Source organism: Sphingomonas sp. SP2, assembly GCF_058313385.1.
This window is the reverse complement of the sequence record NZ_JBZFLD010000001.1, coordinates 1,821,659-1,845,370: the sequence shown is the minus strand read 5'-3', so window position 1 is coordinate 1,845,370 and position 23,712 is coordinate 1,821,659. Positions and strand designations below refer to the sequence as shown.

General features: G+C 69.0%; 25 protein-coding genes and 2 tRNA genes. 14 read left to right on the top strand and 13 right to left on the bottom strand.

The genetic code is table 11. The features are described from left to right. Positions 1–5: 5 nt before the first annotated feature. From AC4GYU_RS09315 to AC4GYU_RS09305, 3 genes are read right to left on the bottom strand one after another with little or no spacing between them, the layout of a single operon-like run. Positions 6–311 carry a 2Fe-2S iron-sulfur cluster-binding protein gene (locus AC4GYU_RS09315; protein ID WP_491086610.1) on the bottom strand — a complete coding sequence of 102 codons (306 nt, stop codon included), beginning with the start codon at positions 309–311 and terminating at the stop codon, positions 6–8. Further along, the gene (locus tag AC4GYU_RS09310) at positions 308–1,399 is read right to left on the bottom strand and encodes a cysteine desulfurase family protein (protein ID WP_491086609.1); all 1,092 of its coding nucleotides are present in this window, start codon (positions 1,397–1,399) and stop codon (positions 308–310) included. Before AC4GYU_RS09310 ends, AC4GYU_RS09315 begins: the two co-directional genes overlap by 4 nt. Continuing rightward, positions 1,396–2,469 (bottom strand): cysteine desulfurase family protein, encoded by a 1,074-nt coding sequence (locus AC4GYU_RS09305; RefSeq protein ID WP_491086608.1) that lies wholly within the window; start codon positions 2,467–2,469, stop codon positions 1,396–1,398. The genes AC4GYU_RS09310 and AC4GYU_RS09305 overlap by 4 nt, the downstream gene beginning before the upstream one ends. Positions 2,470–2,550: 81 nt before the next feature. Here AC4GYU_RS09305 and AC4GYU_RS09300 point away from each other — a divergent pair, with 81 nt between their 5' ends. After that, positions 2,551–3,192 carry an alpha/beta hydrolase gene (locus AC4GYU_RS09300; RefSeq protein ID WP_491086607.1) on the top strand — a complete coding sequence of 214 codons (642 nt, stop codon included), beginning with the start codon at positions 2,551–2,553 and terminating at the stop codon, positions 3,190–3,192. Positions 3,193–3,230: 38 nt separating this feature from the next. Here AC4GYU_RS09300 and AC4GYU_RS09295 read toward each other — a convergent pair whose 3' ends face one another. Then, positions 3,231–3,398 carry a hypothetical protein gene (locus AC4GYU_RS09295; RefSeq protein WP_491086606.1) on the bottom strand — a complete coding sequence of 56 codons (168 nt, stop codon included), beginning with the start codon at positions 3,396–3,398 and terminating at the stop codon, positions 3,231–3,233. Between the two features lie 51 nt (positions 3,399–3,449). Here AC4GYU_RS09295 and AC4GYU_RS09290 point away from each other — a divergent pair, with 51 nt between their 5' ends. Next, complete coding sequence (locus AC4GYU_RS09290; protein ID WP_491086605.1) at positions 3,450–3,704, top strand: hypothetical protein; 255 nt, start codon at positions 3,450–3,452, stop codon at positions 3,702–3,704. Here the strand turns inward: AC4GYU_RS09290 and AC4GYU_RS09285 are convergent. Beyond that, positions 3,701–4,651 carry a threonine ammonia-lyase gene (locus AC4GYU_RS09285; RefSeq protein WP_491086604.1) on the bottom strand — a complete coding sequence of 317 codons (951 nt, stop codon included), beginning with the start codon at positions 4,649–4,651 and terminating at the stop codon, positions 3,701–3,703. The two genes, AC4GYU_RS09290 and AC4GYU_RS09285, sit on opposite strands and share 4 nt — an antisense overlap. Positions 4,652–4,832: 181 nt before the next feature. Here AC4GYU_RS09285 and AC4GYU_RS09280 point away from each other — a divergent pair, with 181 nt between their 5' ends. The 4 genes from AC4GYU_RS09280 (at position 4,833) to AC4GYU_RS09265 (ending at position 8,229) form a co-directional block, all read left to right on the top strand. Beyond that, positions 4,833–6,086: a type III PLP-dependent enzyme gene (locus AC4GYU_RS09280; RefSeq protein ID WP_491086603.1), complete on the top strand. Its 1,254-nt coding sequence runs from the start codon at positions 4,833–4,835 to the stop codon at positions 6,084–6,086. Between the two features lie 144 nt (positions 6,087–6,230). Next, a complete protein-coding gene (locus tag AC4GYU_RS09275) occupies positions 6,231–7,289 on the top strand; it encodes a 1,9-bis(guanidino)-5-aza-nonane synthase (protein WP_491086602.1) in 1,059 nt (352 codons plus the stop codon). A gap of 69 nt (positions 7,290–7,358) precedes the next feature. Beyond that, on the top strand, positions 7,359–7,787 hold the full coding sequence (locus AC4GYU_RS09270; RefSeq protein WP_491086601.1) for an MAPEG family protein: 429 nt from the start codon (positions 7,359–7,361) through the stop codon (positions 7,785–7,787). Positions 7,788–7,797: 10 nt separating this feature from the next. Next, positions 7,798–8,229, top strand: a complete 432-nt coding sequence (locus AC4GYU_RS09265) for an MAPEG family protein (protein WP_491086600.1) — start codon at positions 7,798–7,800, stop codon at positions 8,227–8,229. Here the strand turns inward: AC4GYU_RS09265 and AC4GYU_RS09260 are convergent. From AC4GYU_RS09260 to AC4GYU_RS09240, 5 genes are read right to left on the bottom strand one after another with little or no spacing between them, the layout of a single operon-like run. Beyond that, a complete protein-coding gene (locus tag AC4GYU_RS09260; protein WP_491086599.1) occupies positions 8,223–9,398 on the bottom strand; it encodes a class I SAM-dependent RNA methyltransferase in 1,176 nt (391 codons plus the stop codon). The genes AC4GYU_RS09265 and AC4GYU_RS09260 overlap by 7 nt on opposite strands. Then, positions 9,395–10,717 carry an NAD(P)H-hydrate dehydratase gene (locus AC4GYU_RS09255; protein WP_491086598.1) on the bottom strand — a complete coding sequence of 441 codons (1,323 nt, stop codon included), beginning with the start codon at positions 10,715–10,717 and terminating at the stop codon, positions 9,395–9,397. The genes AC4GYU_RS09260 and AC4GYU_RS09255 overlap by 4 nt, the downstream gene beginning before the upstream one ends. Further along, positions 10,714–11,526, bottom strand: coding sequence for a 4-(cytidine 5'-diphospho)-2-C-methyl-D-erythritol kinase (locus AC4GYU_RS09250; RefSeq protein ID WP_491086597.1), 813 nt, complete (start codon positions 11,524–11,526; stop codon positions 10,714–10,716). Before AC4GYU_RS09250 ends, AC4GYU_RS09255 begins: the two co-directional genes overlap by 4 nt. Continuing rightward, entirely contained in the window at positions 11,523–13,190 is a 1,668-nt protein-coding gene (locus tag AC4GYU_RS09245; protein WP_491086596.1) for a tetratricopeptide repeat protein, read from the bottom strand. The genes AC4GYU_RS09250 and AC4GYU_RS09245 overlap by 4 nt, the downstream gene beginning before the upstream one ends. Continuing rightward, positions 13,165–14,817 (bottom strand): electron transfer flavoprotein-ubiquinone oxidoreductase, encoded by a 1,653-nt coding sequence (locus tag AC4GYU_RS09240; RefSeq protein WP_491086595.1) that lies wholly within the window; start codon positions 14,815–14,817, stop codon positions 13,165–13,167. Before AC4GYU_RS09240 ends, AC4GYU_RS09245 begins: the two co-directional genes overlap by 26 nt. Positions 14,818–14,879: 62 nt before the next feature. On the opposite strand from AC4GYU_RS09240, the gene AC4GYU_RS09235 reads away from it, so the two are divergent. Beyond that, positions 14,880–15,653 carry a uracil-DNA glycosylase gene (locus AC4GYU_RS09235; RefSeq protein ID WP_491086594.1) on the top strand — a complete coding sequence of 258 codons (774 nt, stop codon included), beginning with the start codon at positions 14,880–14,882 and terminating at the stop codon, positions 15,651–15,653. A gap of 11 nt (positions 15,654–15,664) precedes the next feature. Continuing rightward, a complete protein-coding gene (locus AC4GYU_RS09230; protein ID WP_491086593.1) occupies positions 15,665–17,359 on the top strand; it encodes a lytic transglycosylase domain-containing protein in 1,695 nt (564 codons plus the stop codon). A 2-nt stretch (positions 17,360–17,361) separates the two neighbouring features. Here the strand turns inward: AC4GYU_RS09230 and AC4GYU_RS09225 are convergent, their stop codons facing one another. Further along, positions 17,362–17,508, bottom strand: a complete 147-nt coding sequence (locus AC4GYU_RS09225; RefSeq protein WP_491086592.1) for a hypothetical protein — start codon at positions 17,506–17,508, stop codon at positions 17,362–17,364. Positions 17,509–17,606: 98 nt separating this feature from the next. Here AC4GYU_RS09225 and AC4GYU_RS09220 point away from each other — a divergent pair, with 98 nt between their 5' ends. The 4 genes from AC4GYU_RS09220 to AC4GYU_RS09205 are packed head-to-tail and all read left to right on the top strand — an operon-like array spanning position 17,607 to position 20,683. Continuing rightward, complete coding sequence (locus tag AC4GYU_RS09220) at positions 17,607–18,677, top strand: PA0069 family radical SAM protein (protein WP_491086591.1); 1,071 nt, start codon at positions 17,607–17,609, stop codon at positions 18,675–18,677. A gap of 52 nt (positions 18,678–18,729) precedes the next feature. Next, the gene (locus AC4GYU_RS09215) at positions 18,730–20,136 is read left to right on the top strand and encodes a M28 family peptidase (protein WP_491086590.1); all 1,407 of its coding nucleotides are present in this window, start codon (positions 18,730–18,732) and stop codon (positions 20,134–20,136) included. Continuing rightward, the gene (locus AC4GYU_RS09210) at positions 20,133–20,357 is read left to right on the top strand and encodes a hypothetical protein (protein WP_491086589.1); all 225 of its coding nucleotides are present in this window, start codon (positions 20,133–20,135) and stop codon (positions 20,355–20,357) included. Before AC4GYU_RS09215 ends, AC4GYU_RS09210 begins: the two co-directional genes overlap by 4 nt. After that, positions 20,354–20,683 carry a hypothetical protein gene (locus tag AC4GYU_RS09205; RefSeq protein ID WP_491086588.1) on the top strand — a complete coding sequence of 110 codons (330 nt, stop codon included), beginning with the start codon at positions 20,354–20,356 and terminating at the stop codon, positions 20,681–20,683. Before AC4GYU_RS09210 ends, AC4GYU_RS09205 begins: the two co-directional genes overlap by 4 nt. A 7-nt stretch (positions 20,684–20,690) precedes the next feature. Here the strand turns inward: AC4GYU_RS09205 and AC4GYU_RS09200 are convergent. Next, a tRNA-Ile gene (locus tag AC4GYU_RS09200) sits at positions 20,691–20,762 on the bottom strand. A 90-nt stretch (positions 20,763–20,852) separates the two neighbouring features. Between AC4GYU_RS09200 and AC4GYU_RS09195 the strand changes: the two genes are divergently transcribed. Continuing rightward, a tRNA-Pro gene (locus AC4GYU_RS09195) sits at positions 20,853–20,929 on the top strand. 14 nt (positions 20,930–20,943) lie between these two features. Here AC4GYU_RS09195 and AC4GYU_RS09190 read toward each other — a convergent pair. After that, the gene (locus tag AC4GYU_RS09190) at positions 20,944–22,350 is read right to left on the bottom strand and encodes a histidine kinase dimerization/phospho-acceptor domain-containing protein (RefSeq protein WP_491086587.1); all 1,407 of its coding nucleotides are present in this window, start codon (positions 22,348–22,350) and stop codon (positions 20,944–20,946) included. A gap of 178 nt (positions 22,351–22,528) precedes the next feature. Here AC4GYU_RS09190 and AC4GYU_RS09185 point away from each other — a divergent pair, with 178 nt between their 5' ends. After that, positions 22,529–23,704 carry a vWA domain-containing protein gene (locus AC4GYU_RS09185; protein ID WP_491086586.1) on the top strand — a complete coding sequence of 392 codons (1,176 nt, stop codon included), beginning with the start codon at positions 22,529–22,531 and terminating at the stop codon, positions 23,702–23,704. The last annotated feature ends 8 nt before the right edge of the window (positions 23,705–23,712 follow it).

Below are 23,712 nucleotides of genomic sequence, written 5' to 3'. Positions count from 1 at the left end.
GCCCGTCAGCCGGGCATCCTTACCGTCATCGTCGATCCCGAAACCGCGAGCTGGCAGGCCAGCCGGCTGGTGCGCCGCACGTCCTGCGCGAGGTCGAGCAGATCCTCTTCCTCCTCGCTCGCCGCCGGCATCCGGGCGAAGTCCTCGGGCGCGAGGATGACGTGGCAGGTCGAGCAACTGATCGACTTGTCGCAGGTGCCCTCGAGCGGCTGCCCCGCCTCCTGCGCGACATCGAGGAGGTTGGCCCCCTCGGCAGCCTCGACGGTCACGTCGGGGGTCCCGTCGGACTTGAGGAAGGTGATGAGGGTCATGCGGCAAACCGTTGCTGGGCCTTGGCGGCCTCGTTGATGAAGGTGCAGGCAGAGATCACGTCCTGCGCGCTGGTGTAACGGCCAAAGCCGAGGCGGATGCTGCTCCGCGCATCCCGGTCGCTCAGCCCCAGCGCGCGCAGCACGTGGCTTGGACGACCCGAGCCGCTGGCGCAGGCCGAACCGAGCGAGAAAGCGATCTGGCGGCAATCAGCAAGGAGGCGCGCGCCGTCCAATCCCTCGCGGCGGAGATTGAGGTTGCCGCGGTAGCGTTCGGTCGCGCTTCCGTTGAGTGTCCAATCATGCCCGAGCTCCTCGAGCGCGAGATCCCACAACCGGGCGACATGGGCGACGTCCTCGGCGCCTCGGTCCGCGGCGATGCGCGCGGCCTGCCCGAAGCCGACGCAGAGCATCGGCGACAGCGTTCCCGAGCGAAGGCCCCGCTCCTGCCCGCCGCCGTGGAACAATGGCTCGACCCTGACGCCATCGCGAACCCACAAGGCGCCAATGCCCTTGGGTCCGTGGATCTTGTGCGCGCTCACCGCCACGAGATCCGGCCCTTGCGGAATGGGCAATCGCCCGAAGCCCTGGACCGCGTCGCACAGCATCAGCGCGCCGGCCTCGTGCGCGAGCCTGGCGATGTCGAGGATTGGCTGGACGACGCCGATCTCGTTGTTGACCAGCATCACTGCGACCAGCGCGGTCGGCGTGCGCAGGGCAGCTTCGAGCCGCCCGAGGTCGAGCAGGCCGTCGCTGCCGACCGGGAGGATTTCGACGTCGCGACCCTGTCCGCGCAGCCACTCCGCCGTATCGAGCACCGCGGCATGTTCGGTGGCGACGGTGACGATGCGCCCCTCGATCACGCGCAGCGCCATGTTAAGCGCCTCGGTCGCGCCCGAGGTGAAGAGCAGATTGCCGCCTGCAGGAAGCAGCGACGCGACGTCCTTACGCGCGATCTCGATCGCCGCGGCAGCTTCGCGGCCGGGGCGGCTCGGCGAATGCGGATTGGCGAAATGATCGAGCCAGGGAAGCATCGCCGCCTTCACCTCGGGCGCGAGCGGAGTGGTCGCCTGATAGTCGAGATAGATCATGCGGCCCGCGCACGGGTGGCGATGGCGGCGAACTTCTCGGCAAAGGCGCGGATATCATCCTCGCTCGTCTGCGGCCCCATGCTGATGCGCAGCGCGCCGGCGGCAACGCTTTCGGGAACGCCCATGGCCGCAAGGACGCGGCTCGCCTTGAGCTTGCCGCTCGAGCAGGCGGATCCCGCGCTGACCGCAAAGCCGGCGAGGTCGAGCTGGATCAGCAGCCCGTCCTTCGAGGCACCCGGAAGCGCGATTGCACTGATTGCAGGCAGGCGCTCGGCACCATCGCCGATCACCACGCCGCCCGCGTCCCGGACCGCGCCTTCGAGGAGATCGCGGAGCCGCTGGAGCCGGGGCATGGCGCCCGAGTGCGCGCGCGACGCGAGAGCGGCAGCCATGCCGGCGACGGCGGGCAGGTTTTGCGTGCCGCGCCGATAGCCCTTCTCCTGGCCCCCGCTCGCCTTGAGGGTGGCAAGGTCACGGACCAGCAGTGCGCCGATGCCCGGAGGCCCGCCGAACTTGTGGGCCGAAATGGCGATGAAGTCGGCGTCGGGGAGCGGCATCTTGCCCGCGCTCTGCGCACAGTCGGCGAGGAGGAGCGATCCCGCTGCCCGGACCTCGCTTGCGATCTCGCCGAGCGGCTGGATGATGCCAGTCTCGTTGTTGACCTGCTGAATGGCGACGAGGGTGGGTCCCCTGGCGAGCACCGCCGCCAGCGCCGCGCGATCGATCAGGCCGTCCGCACCCACGGGGAGGACCGCCGCGCCCTCGCCCATCGCATGCGGCACGATGTCATGCTCGGTCGCGCCGACCGCACGACCGGGGACGGTCGCCCGGGCCGCGACCATCGACACGGCCTCGCTCGCGCCGCTCGTGACGATGACGTCATGGCGCCAGCCGAGCGCGTCGGCGATCGTGGTTCGGGCTCGTTCGAGCGCGGCCTTGGCGGCGCGGCCTTCACCATGCGGGCTCGACGGATTGGCCCAGAACGCCAGCGCCTCGACCATCGCCGCCTGCGCCTCGGGCAGGACCGGCGTGGTCGCGGCATGGTCCAGATAGATGCGACGTCGGATCACGCGCGATACTCACGATTGCTGTTTCGGGCCTGCCGCCTATATAGGCGCCCGCGCTTACTCCCCATAGCCTCAAGAGAGCCCATGCCCGAAGTCATCTTTCCGGGGCCGGAAGGCCGCCTCGAAGGCCGTTTCCACCCGGGCATCCGCCCGCGCGCGCCGGTCGCGCTGATCCTGCACAGCCACCCCCAGGCGGGCGGCACGATGAACAACAAGATCGTGCAGCTGATGTACCAGACGTTCGTCCGGCGCGGCTTTGCGACCCTGCGGTTCAACTTCCGCGGCGTCGGCAAGAGCCAGGGCACGTTCGACAATGGTATCGGCGAACTCAGCGACGCGGCGAGCGCGCTCGACTGGGTCCAGCAGATCCACCCCGAGGCCGAGCAGACGTGGGTCGCGGGCGTCAGCTTCGGTGCCTGGATCGGGATGCAGCTGCTGATGCGCCGGCCCGAGATCAAGGGCTTCATCTCGATCGCCCCGCCGGCCAACATGTATGACTTCGGCTTCCTCGCCCCCTGCCCTTCCTCGGGCATCATCATCCAGGGCGAGGCGGACGAGGTGGTCACTCCGGGCAGCGTCCAGAAGCTGGTCGACAAGCTGCGCACCCAGCGCCACATCACCATTCATCACGACACGATCCCGGGCGCGAACCACTTCTTCGCGAACGAGCTCGACCTCCTGATGAAGAGCGTCGACGGCTATCTGGACATGCGGCTGGGCAAGTAGGCTCTCGAGCGTCGCCCCGGCGAAGGCCGGGGCGGTCGTTACACCGTCCAGATCAAGACGTTCGCCATCAGGATGATGCCGGCGAGCACCATCAGCCCGCCTTGCTTGCGCGTGTCGGGCTTGAAGGCGAAGCGCGCCCCGAAGCCGAGCAGCACGAAGGCGGCCAGCATGGCGATGGACATGAGGGTGGCGGCGGTCTGGTTCATCCTGTCTCCTGCAACCGCTTCTTAACCCCTCTTGTCCTACAGGGCACCATCATGATGGGTGGGGACCAGAATCAGAAGCTTGCCGATGCGTTCGAGCGCATCGAAGGCACGATCCTGCCCTGCATCGCAATGATGCTTGAGACGCTGCTCGATGCCAGCCGCGACATTCGCGAAGCCGATCCCAAGACCCTCGTCGCCGAGCTCCAGACGCTCGCCGCCGAGCTCGAGGAATTGACCCGCAGCGTCGAGCTCTGCTCGCCGGCCCAGCTCGATCCCGGCTCCTACCGGACCAGCACCAGCGCCTAGGCGACCCACCGGGCGTGCGCGTCCGGGTCCATGTTGCTTCCGGTCACCATCACCACCGTTCCCGGCTGCGCCGCGACCTTTCCGCTGAGCATCGCCGCGAGCGCCGCAGCGCCGCCCGGCTCCACCATCATCTCGAGGCTGCGCCAGGCGAAGCGGACCGCTTCGCGGACCTCGTCTTCGCTGACGGCGACCCCTCGGGCGCCGCGCGCGTGGAGGATGCCGAACGTCAGCGACGAGACGAGCGGAGTCTGGAGCGCGTCGCAGGCCGTCGGCGGCGCATCGGGCGCGACCCCGACGATATGTCCGAGTGCAAGCGACCGGGCCATGTCGTCCCAGCCCTCCGGCTCGGCGGTGACGATCTCGGCATCGGGAACGGCGAGCGCCAATCCTGCTGCAAGTCCGCCGCCGCCGCAGCAGCTGACGATGCGCGACACCGGCTCTGGGCATTGCTCGATGATCTCGAGCCCCGCCGTCCCCTGCCCCGCGATGATGTGCGGATCATCGAAGCTCGGGACCACCACCGCGCCGCGTTCGGCCGCCAGCGCGGCGGCGATCGCGACTCGGTCTTCGCTCGCCCGGTCATAGAAGACGATCTCGGCACCCTCGGCACGGGTCCCGGCGACCTTGGGCGCGGGCGCGTCCGACGGCATCACGATCGTCGCCGGAATGCCCAGCCGCCGCGCGGCGATGGCGACGCCCTGCGCATGGTTGCCGCTGGAGAAGGCGACCACGCCCGCCGCCCGCTCGCGCGAATCGAGCAGGGCCAGACGGTTGCTCGCGCCGCGCAGCTTGAACGATCCGCCGGTCTGCATCGATTCGCATTTGAGCCACAGCGTGACATCGCCGATACGCAGCGGCCGGAGCGGTGTCTCGACGACCAGTCCGGCGATCCGCTCCCGGGCCTTCAGGACATCGTCTCGTCCCGGAAGATTGTCATTCTCTCTCAACAGCTTGGCTCATCCGTTTCTGAGGTGCGGCAGACCGAAACCGAAGCCGCATCCGACGCGACAAAAAGGTTGCGTTAAGGGGGACCGGTTCATATATCGCGCCCCGCTGCCCCATGGGACTTCCAACCGCAAGGCAGCTGTTCGTCAACTGTCGCCGAAAGGCACTTGGAGGTCCCTTGCATTGGCTGAGCACCCCTTCGCGCTGGGGCTAGCGCCCCTTTCCGATCGCACCGAAGCCTTTGTGGCCACCGGCGCGTCTGACATTGCACGACTGAAGCCGGTCCAGCCGGTCACCTTGCTGCGTCCCCACGCGGCCAAGGCTGCTGCCCGTTTCTTCGTCGAGAAGTTTCCGGGCCGGTCGCTTTATGCGGTCAAGGCCAATCCCTCGCCCGACCTGCTGCGCGTCCTGTGGGACGGCGGTGTCACGCATTATGACGTGGCGTCGATCGGCGAAGTGCGGCTGGTCCACGAGACCCTGCCCGAGGCGACCTTGTGCTTCATGCATCCGGTGAAGGCCGAGGAAGCGATTCACGAGGCCTATCACGGGCATGGCGTGCGCACCTTCAGCCTCGACAGCCTCGAGGAGCTGGAGAAGATCGTCGCGGCGACCGCCACCGACGGTGTCCCCGCGGCCGACCTCAACCTCCTCGTCCGCCTGCGAGTCTCGAGCGAGCATGCCAAGCTCAGTCTCGCGTCGAAGTTCGGCGCCGATCCGGCGGAACTGAAGGCGCTGCTGATGGCCGCCCGTCAGGCGTCGGATGCGCTCGGCCTCTGCTTCCACGTCGGCAGCCAGGCGATGACCCCGGCCGCCTATGCCGAAGCGATGGCGCGCGTCCGCGATGCGATCGTCGAGGCCGCAGTCACGGTCGACATCGTCGACGTCGGCGGTGGGTTCCCCTCCTCCTATCCGGGGATGGAGCCGCCCGCGCTCGAGACCTATTTCGCGGTCATCCACGAAGCCTTCGAGAAGCTGCCGATCAGCTATTCGGCCGAACTGTGGTGCGAGCCGGGCCGGGCCCTGTGCGCGGAATATGCGTCCGTGCTGGTCCGCGTCGAGAAGCGCCGCGGCGACGAGCTCTACATCAACGACGGCGCCTATGGGACGCTGTTCGATGCGGCGCACATCGGCTGGCGCTTCCCCGTCCGGCTGGTCCGCGACGAGGAGAGCGACGTCCGCGAGGCGGCGTTCAGCTTCTACGGTCCGACCTGCGACGACCTCGATCGCATGGCAGGCCCGTTCGAGCTGCCCGCCGACGTCGGTCCCGGTGACTATATCGAGATCGGCATGCTCGGCGCCTATGGCGCGGCGATGCGGACCGGGTTCAACGGCTTCGGCTCGGCCTCGGGCTGGGCGGTGACCGTAACCGACGCGCCGATGGCCAGCCTTTACGGCGACGCCGCGGCTCCGGCCCGGTCGAACGTGGTCAAGCTGTAAGCCTTATCCCCCCTCCCGCTTGCGGGAGGGGCTGGGGGTGGGCCTGTCCCCCCAATGTAACCAACGACGGCCAATAGCGGGCACCTGCCCACCCCTGGCCCCTCCCGCCTGCGGGAGGGGAATTGCTGGAGCTATTGGAGCACCATGAATACCGAGACCAAGACCAACGACACCCGCAAGGCGGAGCTGCTCAGCTCGACCGTCGAGCATATCGACATCACCAAGTTCGACGCGCGTCCGCTCGTCGAGGCGATGGGCAAGATGAGCTTCACCAGCCGCGACCTCGCGCGCGCGACCGACATCTACAACCAGATGCTCGCCGATCCCGACTGCTCGGTCATCCTGGTGATCGCCGGCTCGACCTCGGCCGGCGGCTGCATGGACCTCTATGCCGAGCTGGTGCGCTCGAACATGGTCGACGCGATCGTTGCCACGGGCGCGACCATTGTCGACATGGACTTCTTCGAAGCCCTTGGTCACAAGCACTATCAAGCGCTTGAAATCCCTGACGATGACACGCTCCGCTCGCTCTACATCGACCGTATCTACGATACCTATATCGACGAAGAGCAGCTGCAGGATTGCGACTTCACCATCGGCCGCATCGCCGACAGCCTCGAGCCGCGCCCCTATTCGAGCCGCGAGTTCATCAAGGAGATGGGCAAGTGGCTGTCCGAGGGCAACGGCAAGAAGGACAACAGCCTCGTCAAGCTCGCCTACGAGCATGACGTGCCGATCTTCTGCCCGGCGTTCACCGACAGCTCGGCGGGCTTCGGTCTCGTCAAGCACCAGGTCGACGCGATGAAGGCGGGCCGTCGCTACATGACGATGGATTCGATCGCCGACTTCCGCGAGCTGACCGACATCAAGATCAAGGCCGGCACCACCGGCCTGCTGATGATCGGCGGCGGCGTGCCGAAGAACTTCACGCAGGACACCGTCGTCTGCGCGGAGATCCTCGGCCACGAGGATGTCGAGGTGCACAAATATGCCGTGCAGATCACCGTCGCCGACGTGCGCGACGGCGCCTGCTCGTCCTCCACGCTTCAGGAAGCCGCCAGCTGGGGCAAGGTCTCGACCGCGCTCGAGCAGATGGTCTTCGCCGAGGCGACCTCGGTGCTCCCGCTGCTCGCCAGCGACGCCTATCACCGCGGCCACTGGAAGACCCGCGCCAAGCGCGCGTTCGCCAAGCTGTTCGCCTGACGATACGGTTGCACTAGCGCAACAAATCTCTACCCTCCCCCCGGATCACCTCTGGGGGGAGGGTTTTTCATGTCCGCTCATTCGCTTGGTCAACCGGTCGCCGTGCTGGCGGCTTGGACCTTCGTCATCTTCTTCTGGATGTATGCGACCCGCATCCCGGCGATGCTGCGCGCCGGCATCGACCTCAAGACATTGCGCGGGGGCACCGGCGCCAGCCTCGACCAGCGGCTTCCGCCCGAGGTCCAGTGGAAGGCGCACAATTACAACCATCTGCTCGAGCAGCCGACGCTCTTCTATGCCGTCGCGCTGCTGCTCATCGCGACCGGCGGCGAGAGCGTGCCCGCGGTCCAGCTTGCCTGGGGCTATGCGGCGCTGCGGATCGCCCACAGCCTGGTGCAGGTGACGGTCAACATCACCCGCATCCGCTTCCTCCTCTTCTTCGCCGCCAGCCTCTGTCTGCTGGCGATGATCGTCCTTGCCCTCGTCCATCTCTTCTGACGGAGCCACCATGATCGCCGTTTCGCTGCTCGGACCCGTCGTCGCCCTCGTCGCCTGGTCGATCCTGATGCTGGTCTATCTCGCTTATGTGCGGTTCAGCGCGATCAAGCGCGCCGGGCTTCGGGTCGACCCGAAGCGCGGCGGCCGCGGACAGGACCTGGAGGGCGTGCTCGACTCCAGGGCCAACTGGCCGGCGCACAATTACGCGCATCTGATGGAGCAGCCGACGCTCTTCTATGCGATCGTGCTGACGCTGGCGCTGATGGGCCAGGACCATCATTTCAACCTGGTCCTTGCCTGGACCTACGTCGCGCTGCGGATCATCCACAGCATCGTCCAGGTGACGGTGAATGACCTTCGGATCCGCTTTCCCTTATTCCTGCTGAGCACCCTCGTGCTGGCAGCGCTCACCCTGCACGCGGCCATTCCCCTGCTTCACTGACGGGCGAATGCCGCCGCCAGTTCGACGTGGGTCGACCAGCGGAACTGGCCGACCGGACGGACCCAGAGCAAGCGATAGCCGCCAGCGACCAGCAGCGCCGCGTCGCGCGCGAAGGTCGCGGGATTGCAGCTGACGTAGGCGATCCTGGGGACGCTCGAAGCGGCAAGTTCCGCGACTTGTGCCTCGGCGCCCGAGCGCGGCGGATCGAGGACGACCGCGTCAAAGCCAGCAAGTTCGGCGCCGGTCACCGGGCGCCGGTAAAGGTCGCGGTGATCGACCGCGACGCCCGGCGCAGCGCGCTTCAGGGCGAGCGCGGCATCGCGGCTGGCCTCGGCGGCGAGGACCTTGCCGGGCATGGCCAAAGCGAAGGTGCCGATCCCGGCGAAGAGGTCGGCGGACTGGCCGGCATGTCCCACCGCCTCGAGCGCGGCCTCGACCAGCGCCTGCTCGCCGTCCTCGGTCGCCTGGAGGAAGGCGCCGATCGGAAGCGGCACGGGGGTGCCCGACAGTGTGACGGTCGCAGGCTCGGGCTCCCAGCGCGTCTCGGGTCCGAGCCCCTCGTCGATGCTGAGACGGGCCAGCCGATGGTCTTGCGCGAAGTCGATCAGCCCCTGCGCCGCCTCGAATCCCTCGGCGCGCACCCCCTTGATGAGCAGATCGACGCCCTGGTCAGCAAGCGTCAGCTGGAGTTCGGCGGTGCGCTTGGGTGCAAGGAGCAGGCGAAGCAAGGTCCGCAGCGGCGCAACCATCGCGAACAGCTCAGGCCGTAGGACGTGGCATTCCTGAAGGTCGATGATCCGGTTCGACTTTTCGGCGTTGAAGCCGATTACCACCTTGCCCCCCGCCTTTAGCGCCCGGAGCGCGGCGCGGCGGCGTGAGCGCGGCGGCGACAGGTGCGGCACGCGAAGCTCGGTGGTGATACCCTGCTGGGCAAGCGCACCCTCAACCCGGGCAGTGAGGTAAGCCGCGAAGGCCGCGTCATCGACATGCTGGAGCTGGCAGCCGCCGCATTCGGGAAAATGGCGGCATGGCGGCAGCTGGCGGTGCGGGCCGGGAGTGACGACGCCCGCCTCGTCGACGCGGTCGCCCGGCGCCGCGAAGGCGAAATGCCGTCCGCTCGCCGTGACGCCGTCGCCGCGCGCGGCGATGCGGATGATGGGTTCGCTCACAGATGCTCCAGAAGGTCGTCGGCAATCATGCCGGGGCCGGCGCGCTCGGCGGCGCGGCCGTGAAGCCAGACGCCGGCGCAGGCCGCGTCGAAGGCGGAAAGGCCGCGCGCGCGCATGGCGGCAATGATCCCGGCAAGGACATCGCCGGTCCCCGCGGTCGCCAACCAGGCCGGCGCAGGCGGAGCGAAGCCGAGACGGCCGTCGGGCGTCGCGACCAAAGTGTCGGGCCCCTTGTAGACGATCACTGCGCCCGAGGCCGCGGCCGCGGCCAGCGCCTGCTCGGCCTTGGTTCCGGGCAGGCTGCCGAACAGGGCTTCGAACTCGCCCGCATGGGGGGTGAGGATCGCATCCTGGCCCTTCAGCCGCGCGGGCTCGCCGACATGGCCGATCGCTCCCGCGTCGATCACCTTCGGCGCGCGGCTGGTGAGCGCGAGCGTCAGCAATTGCGGAAGGTCGCCAAGGCCGGGCCCGACGAGAATGCAGCCGATCCGGGGGTCGTTCAGCTGCGCGTCGCCGGTCTGGACCACCGCGAGGGGGAGGCCGTGGATCGCGCGGCTGGTCGAGAGGCGGACATAGCCCGCACCACTCCGGGCAGCGGCCGTCGCGGCGAGCGCGATCGCGCCGGGCATGGTCCCGGCCAATGCATGGACGAGGCCGCGACTGAACTTGTGTCCCGCGGGATCGAGCGGCGGAAGGTAAGGCGGACCAATCTCCTGCCAGTCGGAGTGCGCATCGATGCCGATGTCGGCGACCACCAGCCGCCCCATGCGCGCCATCGCCGGCATCAGCCGGTGCGCGGGCTTCAAGGCACCGAAGGCGACCGTGAGATCGGCGGTGGGGACCTCCGACAGAAGGGCACCGCTATCGGCGTCAGTCCCGCTCGGGACATCCGCGGCGACGACCAATTGAGCGGCCGCTGACAGCGCGAGGAAGCGTTCGTAAACAGCGGGTTCGAGGCCGCGCTTGAGGCCGGTTCCGAACAGGCAGTCGACCAGCAACGGAGTCGGCTCGGCCTCCGCGAGCGGGACCAAAGGCCCCGTCCACTGGGCCCGCGCGGCTCGGGCGAGATCGGTGACGGGATCGCCAAGGGCGGCGACGGTGACCGCGATCCCGCGCGACTGGAGATGGCGGGCGGCGACATAGCCGTCGCCGCCATTATTGCCGGGGCCGCAGAGGACCAAAGCCGGCATCGGCCCGGCGAAGCGGAAGGCGGCCTCGGCAAGGCTCCGGCCAGCCCGCTCCATCAGCGCCTCAAGGCCCACGGGGGCGGCTTCCTCGGCGGCGCGCATGGCCGCGGCGGTGAGGATCGGCCGGCTCATCGAAGGAAGCTCGCAAGATGCCACCAGGCGGGCGGGCAGACGCTTGCGGCGCGGTCGCGTGCCTCCTCGTCGGCGAACAGGGCAAAGCAGGTCGCGCCAGACCCCGACATGCGCGCGGTCCCGACCCCTGGCTGAAGCGATAACCAATCGAGCATTTCGCCAATCTCCGGCACCAGTCGGCGAGCCGGGGCTTCGAGATCGTTGCGCCCCTCCTGCCATTGGTCGAGCGGACCGCGGTCAATCCCGTCCCAGGCCGCGAACACCGCGCCGGTCGACAGCGGAAGCAGGGGATTGACCAGCAAAACCGGCGTGTCGGCGACACCCGCATCGACCAGCGCCAGTTCGTCGCCCACCCCGGTCCCGCGCGCCGTCATGCTGAGAAGGCAGGCGGGGACGTCCGCGCCGAGATCGGGCGCGATGCTTGCGGCAAGCTCGGGATCGGTGCCCCACATCCGCGTCAGCAGCCGAAGCGCGGCCGCCGCGTCAGCCGAGCCGCCGCCGATGCCCGACGCGACGGGGAGGTTTTTCTCGAGGGTCAGCTGCACCCCCTTCCCCACCCGCGCCTCGGCGGCGAGAGCGCTGGCCGCGCGATGGACGAGGTTGGCGGGCCCGTCGTCGAGCATGGCGGCGAACGGCCCGGTGATGGTCAGCGACAGATCGTCCGCCTCGTGCGCGGTCAGCTTGTCGCCATCGGTGCAGAAGGCGAAGATCGTTTCGAGGTCGTGGCGCCCGTCGGGCCGGCGCCCGCGGACATGCAGCGCGAGATTGATCTTGGCCGGGGCAATCTCGACCAGCGGCGGGCGGGTCACGGGGCGGCGGTGGCCGGGGTCAGCCCGCCCGCAATCTTGGCCTCGATCCGCGATCTGACCTCATCCTCGGCGGTGACGAGGGCGGCGTTCCAGGCGAAGCGCGCCTCATATTTGCGGCCCGCGGTATAGAGGGCGTCGCCGAGATGCTCGTTGATCTCGGCCTGGGCGGGATCGGCCGCGGCGGCGCGCTGGAGCGTGGCGATAGCCTCGTCGACCCGGCCGCGCTTGAACTGCGCCCAGCCGAGCGAGTCGGTGATCGACGCATCGTCGGGCGCGCGGCGGCTGGCTTCGCGGATCAGCCGCTCGGCCTCGTCAAGCTGCACGCCGCGCTCGAGGCGGGCGTAGCCGAGATAGTTGAGGACGATCGGATTTTCCGGCGCAAGCCGGTAGGCGGCCTGGAGCGACTGCTCCGCCTCGGCCCAGCGATCCGCTTCCTCGAGCGACGATCCGCGCAGCAGGTGAAGCGACCAGGCATCGGCTCCGGGCCGGCCGGCCTCGACCAAGGTCAGCGCCTTGGCATAGGCATCGGCGGCGGCGGGGTGGCGACCGGCGGCATCGTTGACGTCACCGAGCCGGCTCCAGTCGTCCGCGGTCACCATCGTGTCGGTGACGAAGGCCTGCGCGCGGGCCAGTGCCTCGTCGCGGCGCTCGGCGCGGAGCAGGGTGCGGATTTCCGCGTCGCGCGCCTCGCTGAGGTAAGGCGAGGTCTCGGGCGCTCCGCGAAGGACCGCCAGCGCGTCGTCCGAGCGGCCATTCTGTTCGAGCAGAAGGCCGAGGAGGATGCGAACCTCGTCATTGGCGGGGTCGGCATGCCGGGCGATCTGGGTGATCGCGAGCGGAAGCGCGCGGCGGTCGCTGTCGTTGAGCGTGACGGCCAGCGCGGCGAGCAGCTCGGCAAAGCCCTCGGCGGCGGTGCTGATGGCCAGCCGAGGCTTGCGCTCGGCGGCGAGCAGGGCAGCGGCGCGCTGCTGGGTGACGTCGCGCGGCTCGAGCAGGGCAGCGGCGCCGGCCCGGTCGCCGGCGCGCAGCAAGCCGGTGGCAAAGGCGATCCGCACCCGGTCTGCGCGCCCGCCGGCGCGTTCGATGGCGGTCTGGAGGAGCGGTGCTGCCTGCTTGTCCTTCCCCGCGGCAAGGAGGATCAGCGCCTTGTGCTCGGGCACGAACTGGGCGAGCGACTGGCCCTGCGGAACGGCATCAAGGAGGGCGACGGCATCGCGCCACTTGCCCCGCTCGGCCCGCGCCCAGGCCCGGACGAAGGGGCTGGTGAAGCCGAGTTCCTCCGGCCAGGAGCGACCGAGCGCCTGCTCGCCCTTGCCCGAGCGGAGCGCGTCGGCGGCGAGCAGCAGCCGCGCGTCGACCGCAAGCCGGCTCTCCTCCTGCGAGCGCGCAAGGCGCAGCGCGAGCGGCATATCGCCGGCGAGGATCGCCTGGCCCAGCGCGCGCGAGGCGGCGATGCGGTCGGTCGGGTCGGCCGCCGCGAGGCTGGCGTAGAGGACCGCCGCACGCCGGGCGTCGCCCGCCTCGGCCGCGGCGCGGGCCGCGACGAAGGTGCTTGCGCCCGAGCGGAAGGTGCCGAGGCGAACGTCGGTCGCGCCGGCCGGAACGGTGCCGGCGATGAGGCCGAACGCCAGCGCCAGGCTACATGTTCGGATAGTTCGGCCCACCGCCGCCCTCCGGCGTCACCCAGTTGATGTTCTGGCACGGGTCCTTGATGTCGCACGTCTTGCAGTGGACGCAGTTCTGCGCGTTGATCTGCAGCCGCGGCGCCCCGCCCTCGAGCACATATTCGTAGACGCCGGCCGGGCAGTAGCGCTGCTCGGGCCCGTCATATTCGGGAAGATTGACCCGCGTGGGGATCGTGGGATCCTTCAGCTGGAGGTGGATCGGCTGGTCTTCCTCGTGATTGGTGTTCGACAGGAACACCGAGGAGAGCTTGTCGAAGCTGATCACCCCGTCAGGCCGGGGATAGTTGATCGGCGGCGCAATGTCGCGGCGCCACAGGGTCGTGTGGTCGGGATGGTGCTTCATCTCGACCGGCAGGCCGAGCCCGAGCTGGCGCATCCACATGTCGGCCCCGGCGAGGATGGTGCCGATCGTCCCGCCGAACTTGGCGACCGCCGGCTCGACATTCTTTACCTTGCGAAGTTCCTCGCCGATCCAGCCATTTCGAACCGACGGCTCATAATCGCTGAGAACGTCCGAACGACGATCTGCGGCGACGGCGGCGAAGGCGGCCTCCGCGGCGAGCATGCCCGACTTCATCGCGGTATGCGTGCCCTTGATCCGCGGCACGTTCACGAAGCCCGCCGAGCAGCCGATCAGCGCGCCGCCCGGGAAGGCGAGCTTCGGAATCGACTGCCAGCCGCCCTCGTTGATGGCGCGGGCGCCATAGGAGACGCGGCGACCGCCTTCGAGCAGCGAGCGGATCGCCGGATGCTGCTTCCAGCGCTGCATCTCGTCGAAGGGCGACAGATGCGGGTTCTTATAGTTGAGCGCGAGCACGAAGCCGATCGACAGCTGGTTGTTGTCCTGGTGGTAGATCCAGCCCCCGCCCCAGCTGTCGTCGAGCGGCCACCCCTGGGTGTGGATGACCGTGCCCGGCTTGTGCTTTTCGGGATCGATGTCCCACAATTCCTTGATGCCGATGCCATAGACCTGCGGCTGACAGTCGGCCTCGAGGTCGTACTGCTTCTTGAGCTGCTTGGTCAGCGAGCCGCGCGCGCCTTCGGCGAAGAAGGTATAACGGGCGTGGAGCTCCATCCCCGGCTGGTAGTCTGCCTTGGGCTCGCCATCGCGGCCGATGCCCATCGCGCCGGTGGCGACGCCCTTCACCGATCCGTCGTCATTGTAGAGGACTTCGGCAGCCGGGAAGCCGGGGAAGATCTCGACGCCCAGTTCCTCGGCCTTGCCCGCGAGCCAGCGGCAGAGATTGCCGAGGCTGCCGGTGAAGGTCCCCTTATTGTCCATGAAGCTCGGCATCATGAGATGCGGGAAGTGATAGTGCTTCTTCTTGGTCAGCACCCAATGCTGGTTGCTGGTGACGGGCACGCGGTTGAGAAGGCAGCTGCCGTCCTCGCGCCAGTCGGGGAGGAGTTCGTCGAGGCTCTTGGGATCGATCACCGCGCCCGACAGGATGTGGGCGCCGACTTCCGACCCCTTCTCGAGGATGCAGACGCTGAGCTCGCGCCCGGCTTCGGTCGCAAGCTGCTTCAGGCGGATCGCGGCGCTGAGGCCGGCCGGCCCCGCACCCACGATCACGACGTCATATTCCATCGACTCCCGGTCGCTCATCAGTCGCTCAAGTCCTTGCAAATAGCTTGATGTCGGCTTGGCGTTCGCGGCCCCTTCCGTCAATGGCCGCAAGGACTATGCTGGGCACGATGGAAGGGTGGGAAGATGCAGGCGCGCTGAGCCGGGCCGAGGCGGCAAGCCTGCTCGGCTGGTGGCTCGACGCGGGCGTCGACGTCGCGGTGCAGGACGAGGCGCGCGACTGGCGCCGGAGCGCGCCGCAGGCCCTCGCCCCGCCACCTGACGCCGACATTCCGGCCGAAACGCCACCCCCGTCGGCGCGCTCTGCCCCGGTCGAGCGCCCGACGACGCTCGACGCCTTTCATGCGTGGCTCGCGGAGAGCGCGGACCTGCCACTGTTCCGCGCGGGGGCCGCGCGCGCGCTGCCGCACGGGCCGGCCAACGCCGAGCTGATGGTGATCGCCGGAATCCCGCAGCCCGAGGACAGCGCGGCGGGCCAGCCGATCGGAGGCGAGGCATGGGTCCTCGCGACCCGCATGCTCGCCGCCATCGGGATCAAGCCCGAGCAGGCCTATGTCGCCGCGCTGACCTGCTTCTCGGGAACGGGGAGCCGCTTCTCGGAGGCCGATTCCGAAGCCTGCCGCCAGTCGATGCTGGACCAGATACGGCTGGTCGCGCCGAAGCGCCTCCTGCTGCTTGGCGACGCGCCGGCCAAGCTGCTGCTCGGCCAGCCGATGGCGACGGCACGGGGACGGCTTCACCAGCTCGGCGGAATTCCGGCGGTCGTCACCTTCCCGCCCCGCCACCTTCTCCGGCACAGCGAGCATAAGAAGCTCGCCTGGGCCGATCTCCTGCTCCTCATGGGGGACGATCGTTGATTGCGTCGCTGTTGCTTGCTTCCCTGTTCGCGTCCGCCGGCCAGCCCTCCACTCCGCCCGAAGATCCGCTCGCGCCGCTGACCGAGCCGCACGAGGAAAACACGACCCCGACGCCGACGCCGGCCCCGCCGACGGCAGTGATCGTCGTGCCGAAGGACTGGCCGGGCGTATTCGCCGCGATCCGCGGCAGTCAGTGGGCCGCGGCGCAGGCGGGGATTGCCGCAATGCCGGCCTCCCCGCTCGCCGCGCTCGCCAAGGCACAGCTCTATACGGCGAAGGGATCGCCGACGGTCACCGCGGAGCAGGTGCTCGCCCTCCTTCGCGAAGCTCCCGAATTGCCGCAGGCCGAACAGCTCCAGCGCATGGCGATCGGCCGCGGTGCGCTCCAGGCGCCGGCAGTGGCGCGGCGCGCGGCGCTGGTCCCGATCGGCGCGACGCCGCGACGCGGGCGGACCGGCGCGGTCACCGGCGATGTCGAGGCCGATGCGCTGCGCAAGGCGCTCGAACCGCTGGTGAAGGTCGACGACGCGCTGAGCGCGGAAAACCTGCTCGCCGAAAAGGCGGCGGTGCTGACCCCGGAGGCCCGGGCCGAACTTGGCCAGCGGGTCGCCTGGATCTACTATGTCCGCGGCGAGGATGCCGAGGCGAAGCGCGTCGCCGACATCGCGCGGGCCGGCGCGACGGGCCCGTGGGGCGTCCAGGCCGAATGGGTGAGTGGCCTCGCCAGCTGGCGGCTGAACGACTGCGACAATGCCGCGCGCGCCTTCCGCGAGGTCGGCCAGCGCGCGGGCGAACCAAGCCTGTCGGCGGCGGGCTATTACTGGTCGGCGCGGGCCGAGATGCTCTGCCGCCGCCCGGCCGCCGTCCAGCCCTTGCTCAAGGCCGCGGCGCGCAGCCCGGAGACCTTCTACGGCCTGCTCGCCCGCAAGACCCTGGGCATGGACACGAGGATCGCGCCGCTTGATCTGCGGATGGCGTCACGAGTCGAAGGGCTACCGAACGTCGCCCGCGCCCAGGCCCTGGTCGCAATTGGTGAGCGCGACCTTGCCGGCGAACTCCTTCGCCACCAGGCGCGGATCGGCGCGCCGGCGGACCAGCCCGCTTTGGTCGCGGTCGCCCGCAAGCTCGAGCTTGCCGCGACCCAGCATTTCCTCGGCCATTTCGGCCAGCCGGGGGCGCAGGTCCCGGTGGCTTCGCGCTATCCCAATCCGACCTGGGCGCCGCGCGACGGGTGGAAGATCGATCCTGCGCTCGGCCTTGCCCACGCGCTCCAGGAATCCTCCTTCCGGGCCGAAGCGGTCAGCCAGGCCGGTGCGGTCGGGCTGATGCAGGTCCTGCCCTCGACCCGCGACCTCATCAGCCGCAGCCGGGGGCTGCCGACGGGCAATCTCAAGGACCCGGCGGTCAACCTCAGCTTCGGACAGGCCTGGATTCAGTGGATGCGCGGCCATGGTGCGACGGGCGGGCAGCTCCCCAAGATCATCGCCAGCTACAATGCCGGGCCGCTACCGGTCGGGCGCTGGGCGGTGAACGATCGCGGCGACCCCCTGCTGTGGATCGAGTCCATGCCCTTCTGGGAAACGCGCTTCTATGTCCCGGCTGTGATGCGCAACCTGTGGGTCTACCAGGGCTTCGCCAACACCCCGACGGTGACGCTGACCGAACTCGCCCAGCACCGCTGGCCGAGCTTTCCCGAGAAGCGCTGAACCTAATTCCGAAGCAGCCAAATCGACCAGCGGATGAGCCCGCCGCGCGGCGCCTTGCGCCGGTCGTCCTCGAACGCACGCCGTTGTTCCTCGGCGAGGCTGAGCCGGTCGGCAGGGCGGGGAGCGGGCGAAAAGCCTTCCTTATCCATGAGATGCGCCTAGCGTCCCAACGTGACCCCCTGCCCGCACTTATGTTGCATCCGCATGTCGTTCTTGTTCTGTTCTATGGGTGCGCTAAAATGACCTCATGCCGGTCGAGTCGATCTCCGGGCGGGGCGCGACCCGCAATGCGGCCCCTACCCGCTTCAACCTGCCCGAGCGGCTGGTCGAGGGCGACTGGCTCGACGAGGTCGAAGCGCTCGACGGGAGCCCGCACCGCCGGACCAGCGTGACGGTCGAGCGGCCGAGGTCGATCCTCACCCGCAACAGCTCGCCCGACATCGGCTTCGACCGGTCGGTCAATCCCTATCGCGGTTGCGAGCATGGCTGCATTTACTGTTTCGCGCGGCCGACCCACGCCTATCATGACCTGTCGCCAGGGGTGGACTTCGAGAGCCGGCTGTTCGTGAAGCCCGATGCGGCGAAGCTTCTTCACGCCGCGCTGTCGCGGCCGGGCTATGATTGCGCGCCGATCGCGCTCGGGACCAACACCGATCCCTATCAGCCAATCGAGGGCAAGTGGCGGGTGACGCGCTCGGTGATCGAACTGCTGACCGAGACCGATCATCCCTTCACCATCACTACCAAGTCCGACCGGGTGCTGCGCGACCTCGACCTTATCGCGCCCGCTGCGCACAAGGGGCTGGCGGCGGTGGCGGTTTCGGTCACTTCGCTCGATCCCGCGATTAGCCGGACACTCGAACCGCGCGCGCCGGCGGGGCGAAAGCGGATCGACGCGATCCGGCAGCTCAACGAGGCCGGCGTGCCGACCCTGCTCGCGGTTGCGCCGATCATCCCGCAGATCACCGATCACGAGATCGAGAGCATTGTCGCCGCCGGCGCCGCGGCCGGCGCGAGGGCCGGCTTCTACCTGCCGGTCCGGCTCCCGCACGAGGTCGCCCCGCTGTTCCGCGCCTGGCTCGACGAACATTATCCCGACCGAGCGGCCAAGGTGATGGCGACCATCCAGTCGCTTCGCGGGGGCAAGGACAATGATCCCAATTTCTTCAGCCGGATGCGCGGTCAGGGTCCGTGGGCCGAGCTCCTCCGGACGCGCTTCGAGCGAGCGGCGCGAAAGGCAGGGCTAGGCGCCGAGCGGCTGAAGCTTCGCCGTGACCTGTTCCGCCCGCCCGAAGGCCGGCAGATGCGGCTGCTGTGAGCGCCCACGATGGTGGTTGCGTGCCCGCGCGACAGGTTTACACACCCTGCCCATGCGTATCCTCTCCCCGGCCCTGCTCGCCGCCGTCGCCCTCCCCGCCCTTGCCATCGCGCAGCCCGCCCCGCCGCCACCGCCCATCACCGTTCCGGCGGAGGTCGTGGCGCTTCGCGACGCGGCGCTCAACGACAGCTATGCCTGGGACATTACCGAAGGCCTGACCACCGAGGTCGGGCAGCGCCAGGCAGGGACCGAGGCCGAAGCGCGCGCCCGTGAGTGGGCGGTGCGCAAGCTCACCGCGATGGGCTTCAAGAACGTCCGGGTACAGCCCTTCACCATGCCGGTCTGGATCCGCGGGACCGAAAGCGCCGCCATTCTCAGGCCCTTCCCGCAGAAGATGGTGGTGGCGGCGCTCGGCAACAGCGGTTCGACCGGGCCCGAGGGCGTCACCGCCGAGGTCGTCGGCTTCAACAGCATCGACGAACTTCGACTCGCGCCCGACGCGGCGGTTCGCGGCAAGATCGTCTTCATAGACCACAAGATGAGCCCGACCCAGGACGGTTCGGGCTATGGCCAGTTCGGCGCGCCGCGCCGCCAAGGCCCGACCCTCGCCAGCCAGAAGGGAGCGGTCGGAATCGTCGTCCGCTCGATCGGCACCGACTATCATCGCAACCCGCATACCGGCACGCAGAGCTTCGCCAATGGCGCGCGACCGATACCGGCAGGCGCGCTGTCGGTCCCCGATGCCGAGCAGATGGCGCGCATCCTGAAGCGTGGGCAGCCGGTGCGGATGAACCTGACGCTCGTCAGCCGTCAGCTCGAGAATCAGACCAGCGGCAATGTCATCGCCGAAGTCCCGGGCCGCGATCCCTCGCTCGCGCCCGTGCTCGTCGGCGGCCACCTCGACAGCTGGGACCTCGGCACCGGTGCGATCGACGATGCGAGCGGGGTCGCCATCGCCGCCGCTGCCGCCAAGCGGATCATGGACGCGGGCCAGCCGCTCCGCACGATCCGCATCGTCTGGTTCGGCGCCGAAGAGCCGGGCCTGTTCGGCGGTATCGCCTATCAGAAGGAACTGGGCGGCCAGCCGCACTGGGCGATGCTCGAAAGCGACTTTGGCGCCGATCGCATCTGGCAGGTCAACAGCAAGCTCGGAGCCGAGCGGCGGACCGAGGCGCGGACCATCGCCGCTGCGCTCGCCCCGCTGGGCATCGTCAGCGGCTCGTTCGAGGAAGCCGAAGGCTCGGACATCGGGCCGATGCTCGCAGCCGGACAGCCGGGCGTCGGGCTCAGCCAGGACGGCACCCGCTACTTCGACTATCACCACACGCCCGACGACACGCTCGACAAGGTCGACCCCGTCCAGCTGCGCCAGAATGTCGCCGCCTGGACCGCGACCGTCGCGGTGCTCGCCGGGCCGATCGTCCCCAAGTCAGCTGCTCCGGCGCGGCGTCGTCGATGAAGGGAACGGTGCTGCTTCTCGGCTGCATCCTGCTCACCGCAGCGTGCAGCCAGGAAGAGCGCAATGAGATCCCGCCCCTGCCAGAGCCAACCGCCGAGGGCGCCAATGCGCTGATGGCCGAGGCCGAGCGCGCCGCGGCCAATGCGGCGAACGGCGTGGAGCCCGACCGGGGGTCCGGACGTTCGGGCAGCGAAACCATCAACAAAGAGGTGAAACGATGACCCGTGCGCTCCTGCTCCTTGCTCTTCCGCTGGGCCTAGCCGCCTGCAACGTGGAGCGCGATGCCGGCAACGACACCACCTCGTTCACCGTCAACGAGCAGAAGGTCGACCGGACGCTCGACAAGGCTGGCGACGCGATCGGCAATGTCGCCTCCGACGTGAAGGATGCGGCCAAGGATGCCGGTCCGGTCCTGCGCAATGCCGCGGACGATGTCGGCGATGCCGCCAAGAAGGCCGGCGACAAGGTCGAGAACAGTGCCGATCGCGCGGCGGCCGACGTGCGCGAGGAAACCCGCGACAACCCGCCGCCGCCCAAGAGCAACTAAGGGGACGTGGGCCCGGAGGGATTCGAACCCCCAACCTGGCCGTTATGAGCGGCTGGCTCTACCATTGAGCTACAGGCCCCGGGCGAGGCTCTAGAGCCTCGCGCCGCTTCGGCCAAGCACCTCCGCAAGCGCTGGCGCCACTGCCTGCCACCTGCTAGGGGCGCGCCGTCGGGGAGTAGCGCAGCCTGGTAGCGCATCTGCTTTGGGAGCAGAGGGTCGCAGGTTCGAATCCTGTCTCCCCGACCACTTTTCCTCGATCGTCAGGTGTCGAACGGCAGAAGCAGGACGAGGCGCTCGGCGCCGACGTCGAGGCGGCCGCCGATCATTGCCGACAGGCCCTGCACCAGCCGGAGCGAGAAGCGCATCCCGGTCTGCCCACGATCATCCATCATCCGCCGCTCGCTCAACGACTGAAGGGCGCGCGGGCGGTCGATCCCGATTGCTAGCTGGCTGCCGAAGCGGTCGACCACCAGCCCGATCCGCTCGCCGGCGACCGCGGGCTCGAGCATCGCGGCCGCGAACTGGCGGATGAGCCGTTCGGCGAGCAGCGGCTGGAGCGCGAGGCACCCGACGCCCGAGCGATCCTGCACTGCGAGGAAGACCGCACGCTCCTCGGCGTGCCGGCCAAGGTCGGCGACCACGTCGCGGACCGTGTTGAGGCCGGTCACCGTCTCGCCCTGCGCACGGCCGGAGCGAAGGCGCGCGGCGAGGTCGAGATTGTCGACCGCCTCGGCGAGGCGCCGGGCCTGGCGGACGATCTCTCCCGCGCGCTCGCGATAGGCGCGGTGGGCGGGCCCGAGATACTGCCCCTCGATGATCTCGCCGAAACCGATGATCGCGTTCAGGGGCGTGCGCAGTTCGTGCATCAGTTCGCGAAGGTCGTCGTCCTCGGGAAGCTGCGCCACCGCCGCGTCGGCCGCGGGTTCGGCGCCGTCGCGCCGGGCAATCCCGCGATAGCCGGCGAAGCGGCCGGTGTCGGGGAAGAAGGCCGGCGTGCCGCTCCACCGCCATTCGCCCGCAAGCTCGCCCTCGGCCGAAAGCACCAGCGCCTCGTCCGAGAAAGGCAGCCGTGCGGCGAAGCGGTCGGCGAAGGGCTCGGTCAGGCTCCAGCCGATGAGCGCGGCGCGGGGCGCGCCCTCGACCCAGTCGATCTCGCCGGTCGGTCCGCACTCCCAGCGGAACAGGCCGGCGGGGAGCGGCGCGGCGGGCTTGGCGGGTTCGGCCGGCGGCGCCACGACCGGAAGCGCCGGCGCAGGCGCCGGGTCGGTAGCCGTAGCGGCAATCACTTCGGGCTCGGCAAGCGGCTGGAGGAAGGGGAGGACGTCGGGTGCGGCGACGGCGCGGACAGCGCGCCAGCCGGCAGGATCGAGGTCGGCCGCCGTCACCAGCGCCGCCGCGACCGCCGCTCCGCGCGCCGCAAAGAGGGCGACAAGTTCGGCCGGGACCGCGGGTCCGGCGATCGCCCGGGCCGTGGCGGCGAGGATATCGCCGGGAAGTTCCTCCATCAGGCTGGCGATGCGGGCCAGCGCCCGGTCGGTCAGCTCGGGGCTGACCTCGCCCTGCCCGCGAGCGACCAGCTCGACCAGCTGGCGCCACTGGACCGCCCGGTCACGCGGATCCGCGGCGGGCTGGTCGAGCACGGTCGCCAGGCGGTCGTCATATCGCAAGAAGGCAGGTCTTTCGCGCGCGAGTGGACACGAGGTGAGCAATGGAGTGCGGTTAACGTCTCGAAAAGACTATCGGCGTTAAGCATCCCATAACGGGACAGCGGATGGTTTGCGCCTTTTATCAGCAGCGTGGCCGTGCCGCTTCGTCCCCGGCCCCGGTCATGCTACCGGCACGTCCATGTTCATCTCGTTCGTCGACGCCCTTCGAAAGGGCGGAATTCCGGCCAGCCTCAAGGAGCATCTGCTGCTTCTGGAAGCGCTCGACGCCGAGGTGATCGACCGCACCCCTGAGCAATTTTATTATCTCGCCCGCGCCGTCTTCGTCCATGACGAGAGCAAGCTCGATCGCTTCGACCGGGTTTTCGGTGAGGTCTTCAAGGGTCTGATCCCCGAGGAGGGCGAGGAAAAGGCCATTCCCGAGGAATGGCTGCGCCTCGTCGCCGAGAAATATCTCACCGCCGAAGAGATGGAGAAGGTGAAGAGCCTCGGCTCGTGGGACGAAATCATGGAGACGCTGAAGAAGCGGCTCGAGGAGCAGCAGGGCCGGCACGAGGGCGGTTCGAAGTGGATCGGCACGGGGGGCACCTCCCCCTTCGGCCATGGGGGCTACAACCCTGAAGGCATCCGCATCGGCGGCCCGGGCCGCCACGGCCGCGCGATCAAGGTCTGGGAAAAGCGCGAATTCCAGGATCTCGACGACCGGCGCGAGATCGGCACCCGCTCGATCAAGGTCGCCCTTCGTCGCCTGCGCCGCTTCGCCCGCGAAGGCGCCGCCGACGAGCTCGACATCGACGGGACGATCGACGGCACGGCGCGGCGTGGCTGGCTCGACGTCCGGATGCGGCCCGAGCGGCACAATGCGGTCAAGCTCCTGCTCTTCCTCGACATTGGCGGGTCGATGGACGGGCACGTCCGGCTGGTCGAGGAATTGTTCAGCGCCTGCCGGACCGAGTTCAAGCACCTCGAACATTATTACTTCCACAACTGCATCTACGAAGGCCTGTGGAAGGAGAACCGCCGACGCTGGACCGAGCGGACGAACACGTGGGACATCCTCCACAAGTTCGGCCACGACCATAAGCTCGTCATCGTCGGCGACGCTTCGATGAGCCCCTATGAAGTGACCCATCCCGGCGGCTCGGTCGAGCATATGAACGAGGAAGCCGGCGCGACCTGGCTGAAGCGGCTGACGAATACCTATCCGAGCGCGGCCTGGATCAATCCCACGCCCGAGGCCTATTGGGGCCATACCGCCTCGACCGCGATCATCCGCCAGCTGATGGACGAGCGGATGTACCCGCTGACTCTTGCCGGCCTCGAACAGGCGATGCGGGCGCTCAGCCGGAAGAAGTGAGCGGCAGC

Bases quoted from the DNA above. Each gene is read 5' to 3' on its own strand.
- AC4GYU_RS09315 (WP_491086610.1), bottom strand. From the start codon at position 311: ATGACCCTCATCACCTTCCTCAAGTCCGACGGGACCCCCGACGTGACC.
- AC4GYU_RS09310 (WP_491086609.1), bottom strand. From the start codon at position 1,399: ATGATCTATCTCGACTATCAGGCGACCACTCCGCTCGCGCCCGAGGTG.
- AC4GYU_RS09300 (WP_491086607.1), top strand. From the start codon at position 2,551: ATGCCCGAAGTCATCTTTCCGGGGCCGGAAGGCCGCCTCGAAGGCCGT.
- AC4GYU_RS09295 (WP_491086606.1), bottom strand. From the start codon at position 3,398: ATGAACCAGACCGCCGCCACCCTCATGTCCATCGCCATGCTGGCCGCC.
- AC4GYU_RS09290 (WP_491086605.1), top strand. From the start codon at position 3,450: ATGATGGGTGGGGACCAGAATCAGAAGCTTGCCGATGCGTTCGAGCGC.
- AC4GYU_RS09275 (WP_491086602.1), top strand. From the start codon at position 6,231: ATGAATACCGAGACCAAGACCAACGACACCCGCAAGGCGGAGCTGCTC.
- AC4GYU_RS09270 (WP_491086601.1), top strand. From the start codon at position 7,359: ATGTCCGCTCATTCGCTTGGTCAACCGGTCGCCGTGCTGGCGGCTTGG.
- AC4GYU_RS09265 (WP_491086600.1), top strand. From the start codon at position 7,798: ATGATCGCCGTTTCGCTGCTCGGACCCGTCGTCGCCCTCGTCGCCTGG.
- AC4GYU_RS09255 (WP_491086598.1), bottom strand. From the start codon at position 10,717: ATGAGCCGGCCGATCCTCACCGCCGCGGCCATGCGCGCCGCCGAGGAA.
- AC4GYU_RS09240 (WP_491086595.1), bottom strand. From the start codon at position 14,817: ATGAGCGACCGGGAGTCGATGGAATATGACGTCGTGATCGTGGGTGCG.
- AC4GYU_RS09235 (WP_491086594.1), top strand. From the start codon at position 14,880: ATGGCCGCAAGGACTATGCTGGGCACGATGGAAGGGTGGGAAGATGCA.
- AC4GYU_RS09225 (WP_491086592.1), bottom strand. From the start codon at position 17,508: ATGGATAAGGAAGGCTTTTCGCCCGCTCCCCGCCCTGCCGACCGGCTC.
- AC4GYU_RS09220 (WP_491086591.1), top strand. From the start codon at position 17,607: ATGCCGGTCGAGTCGATCTCCGGGCGGGGCGCGACCCGCAATGCGGCC.
- AC4GYU_RS09215 (WP_491086590.1), top strand. From the start codon at position 18,730: ATGCGTATCCTCTCCCCGGCCCTGCTCGCCGCCGTCGCCCTCCCCGCC.
- AC4GYU_RS09210 (WP_491086589.1), top strand. From the start codon at position 20,133: ATGAAGGGAACGGTGCTGCTTCTCGGCTGCATCCTGCTCACCGCAGCG.
- AC4GYU_RS09205 (WP_491086588.1), top strand. From the start codon at position 20,354: ATGACCCGTGCGCTCCTGCTCCTTGCTCTTCCGCTGGGCCTAGCCGCC.
- AC4GYU_RS09185 (WP_491086586.1), top strand. From the start codon at position 22,529: ATGTTCATCTCGTTCGTCGACGCCCTTCGAAAGGGCGGAATTCCGGCC.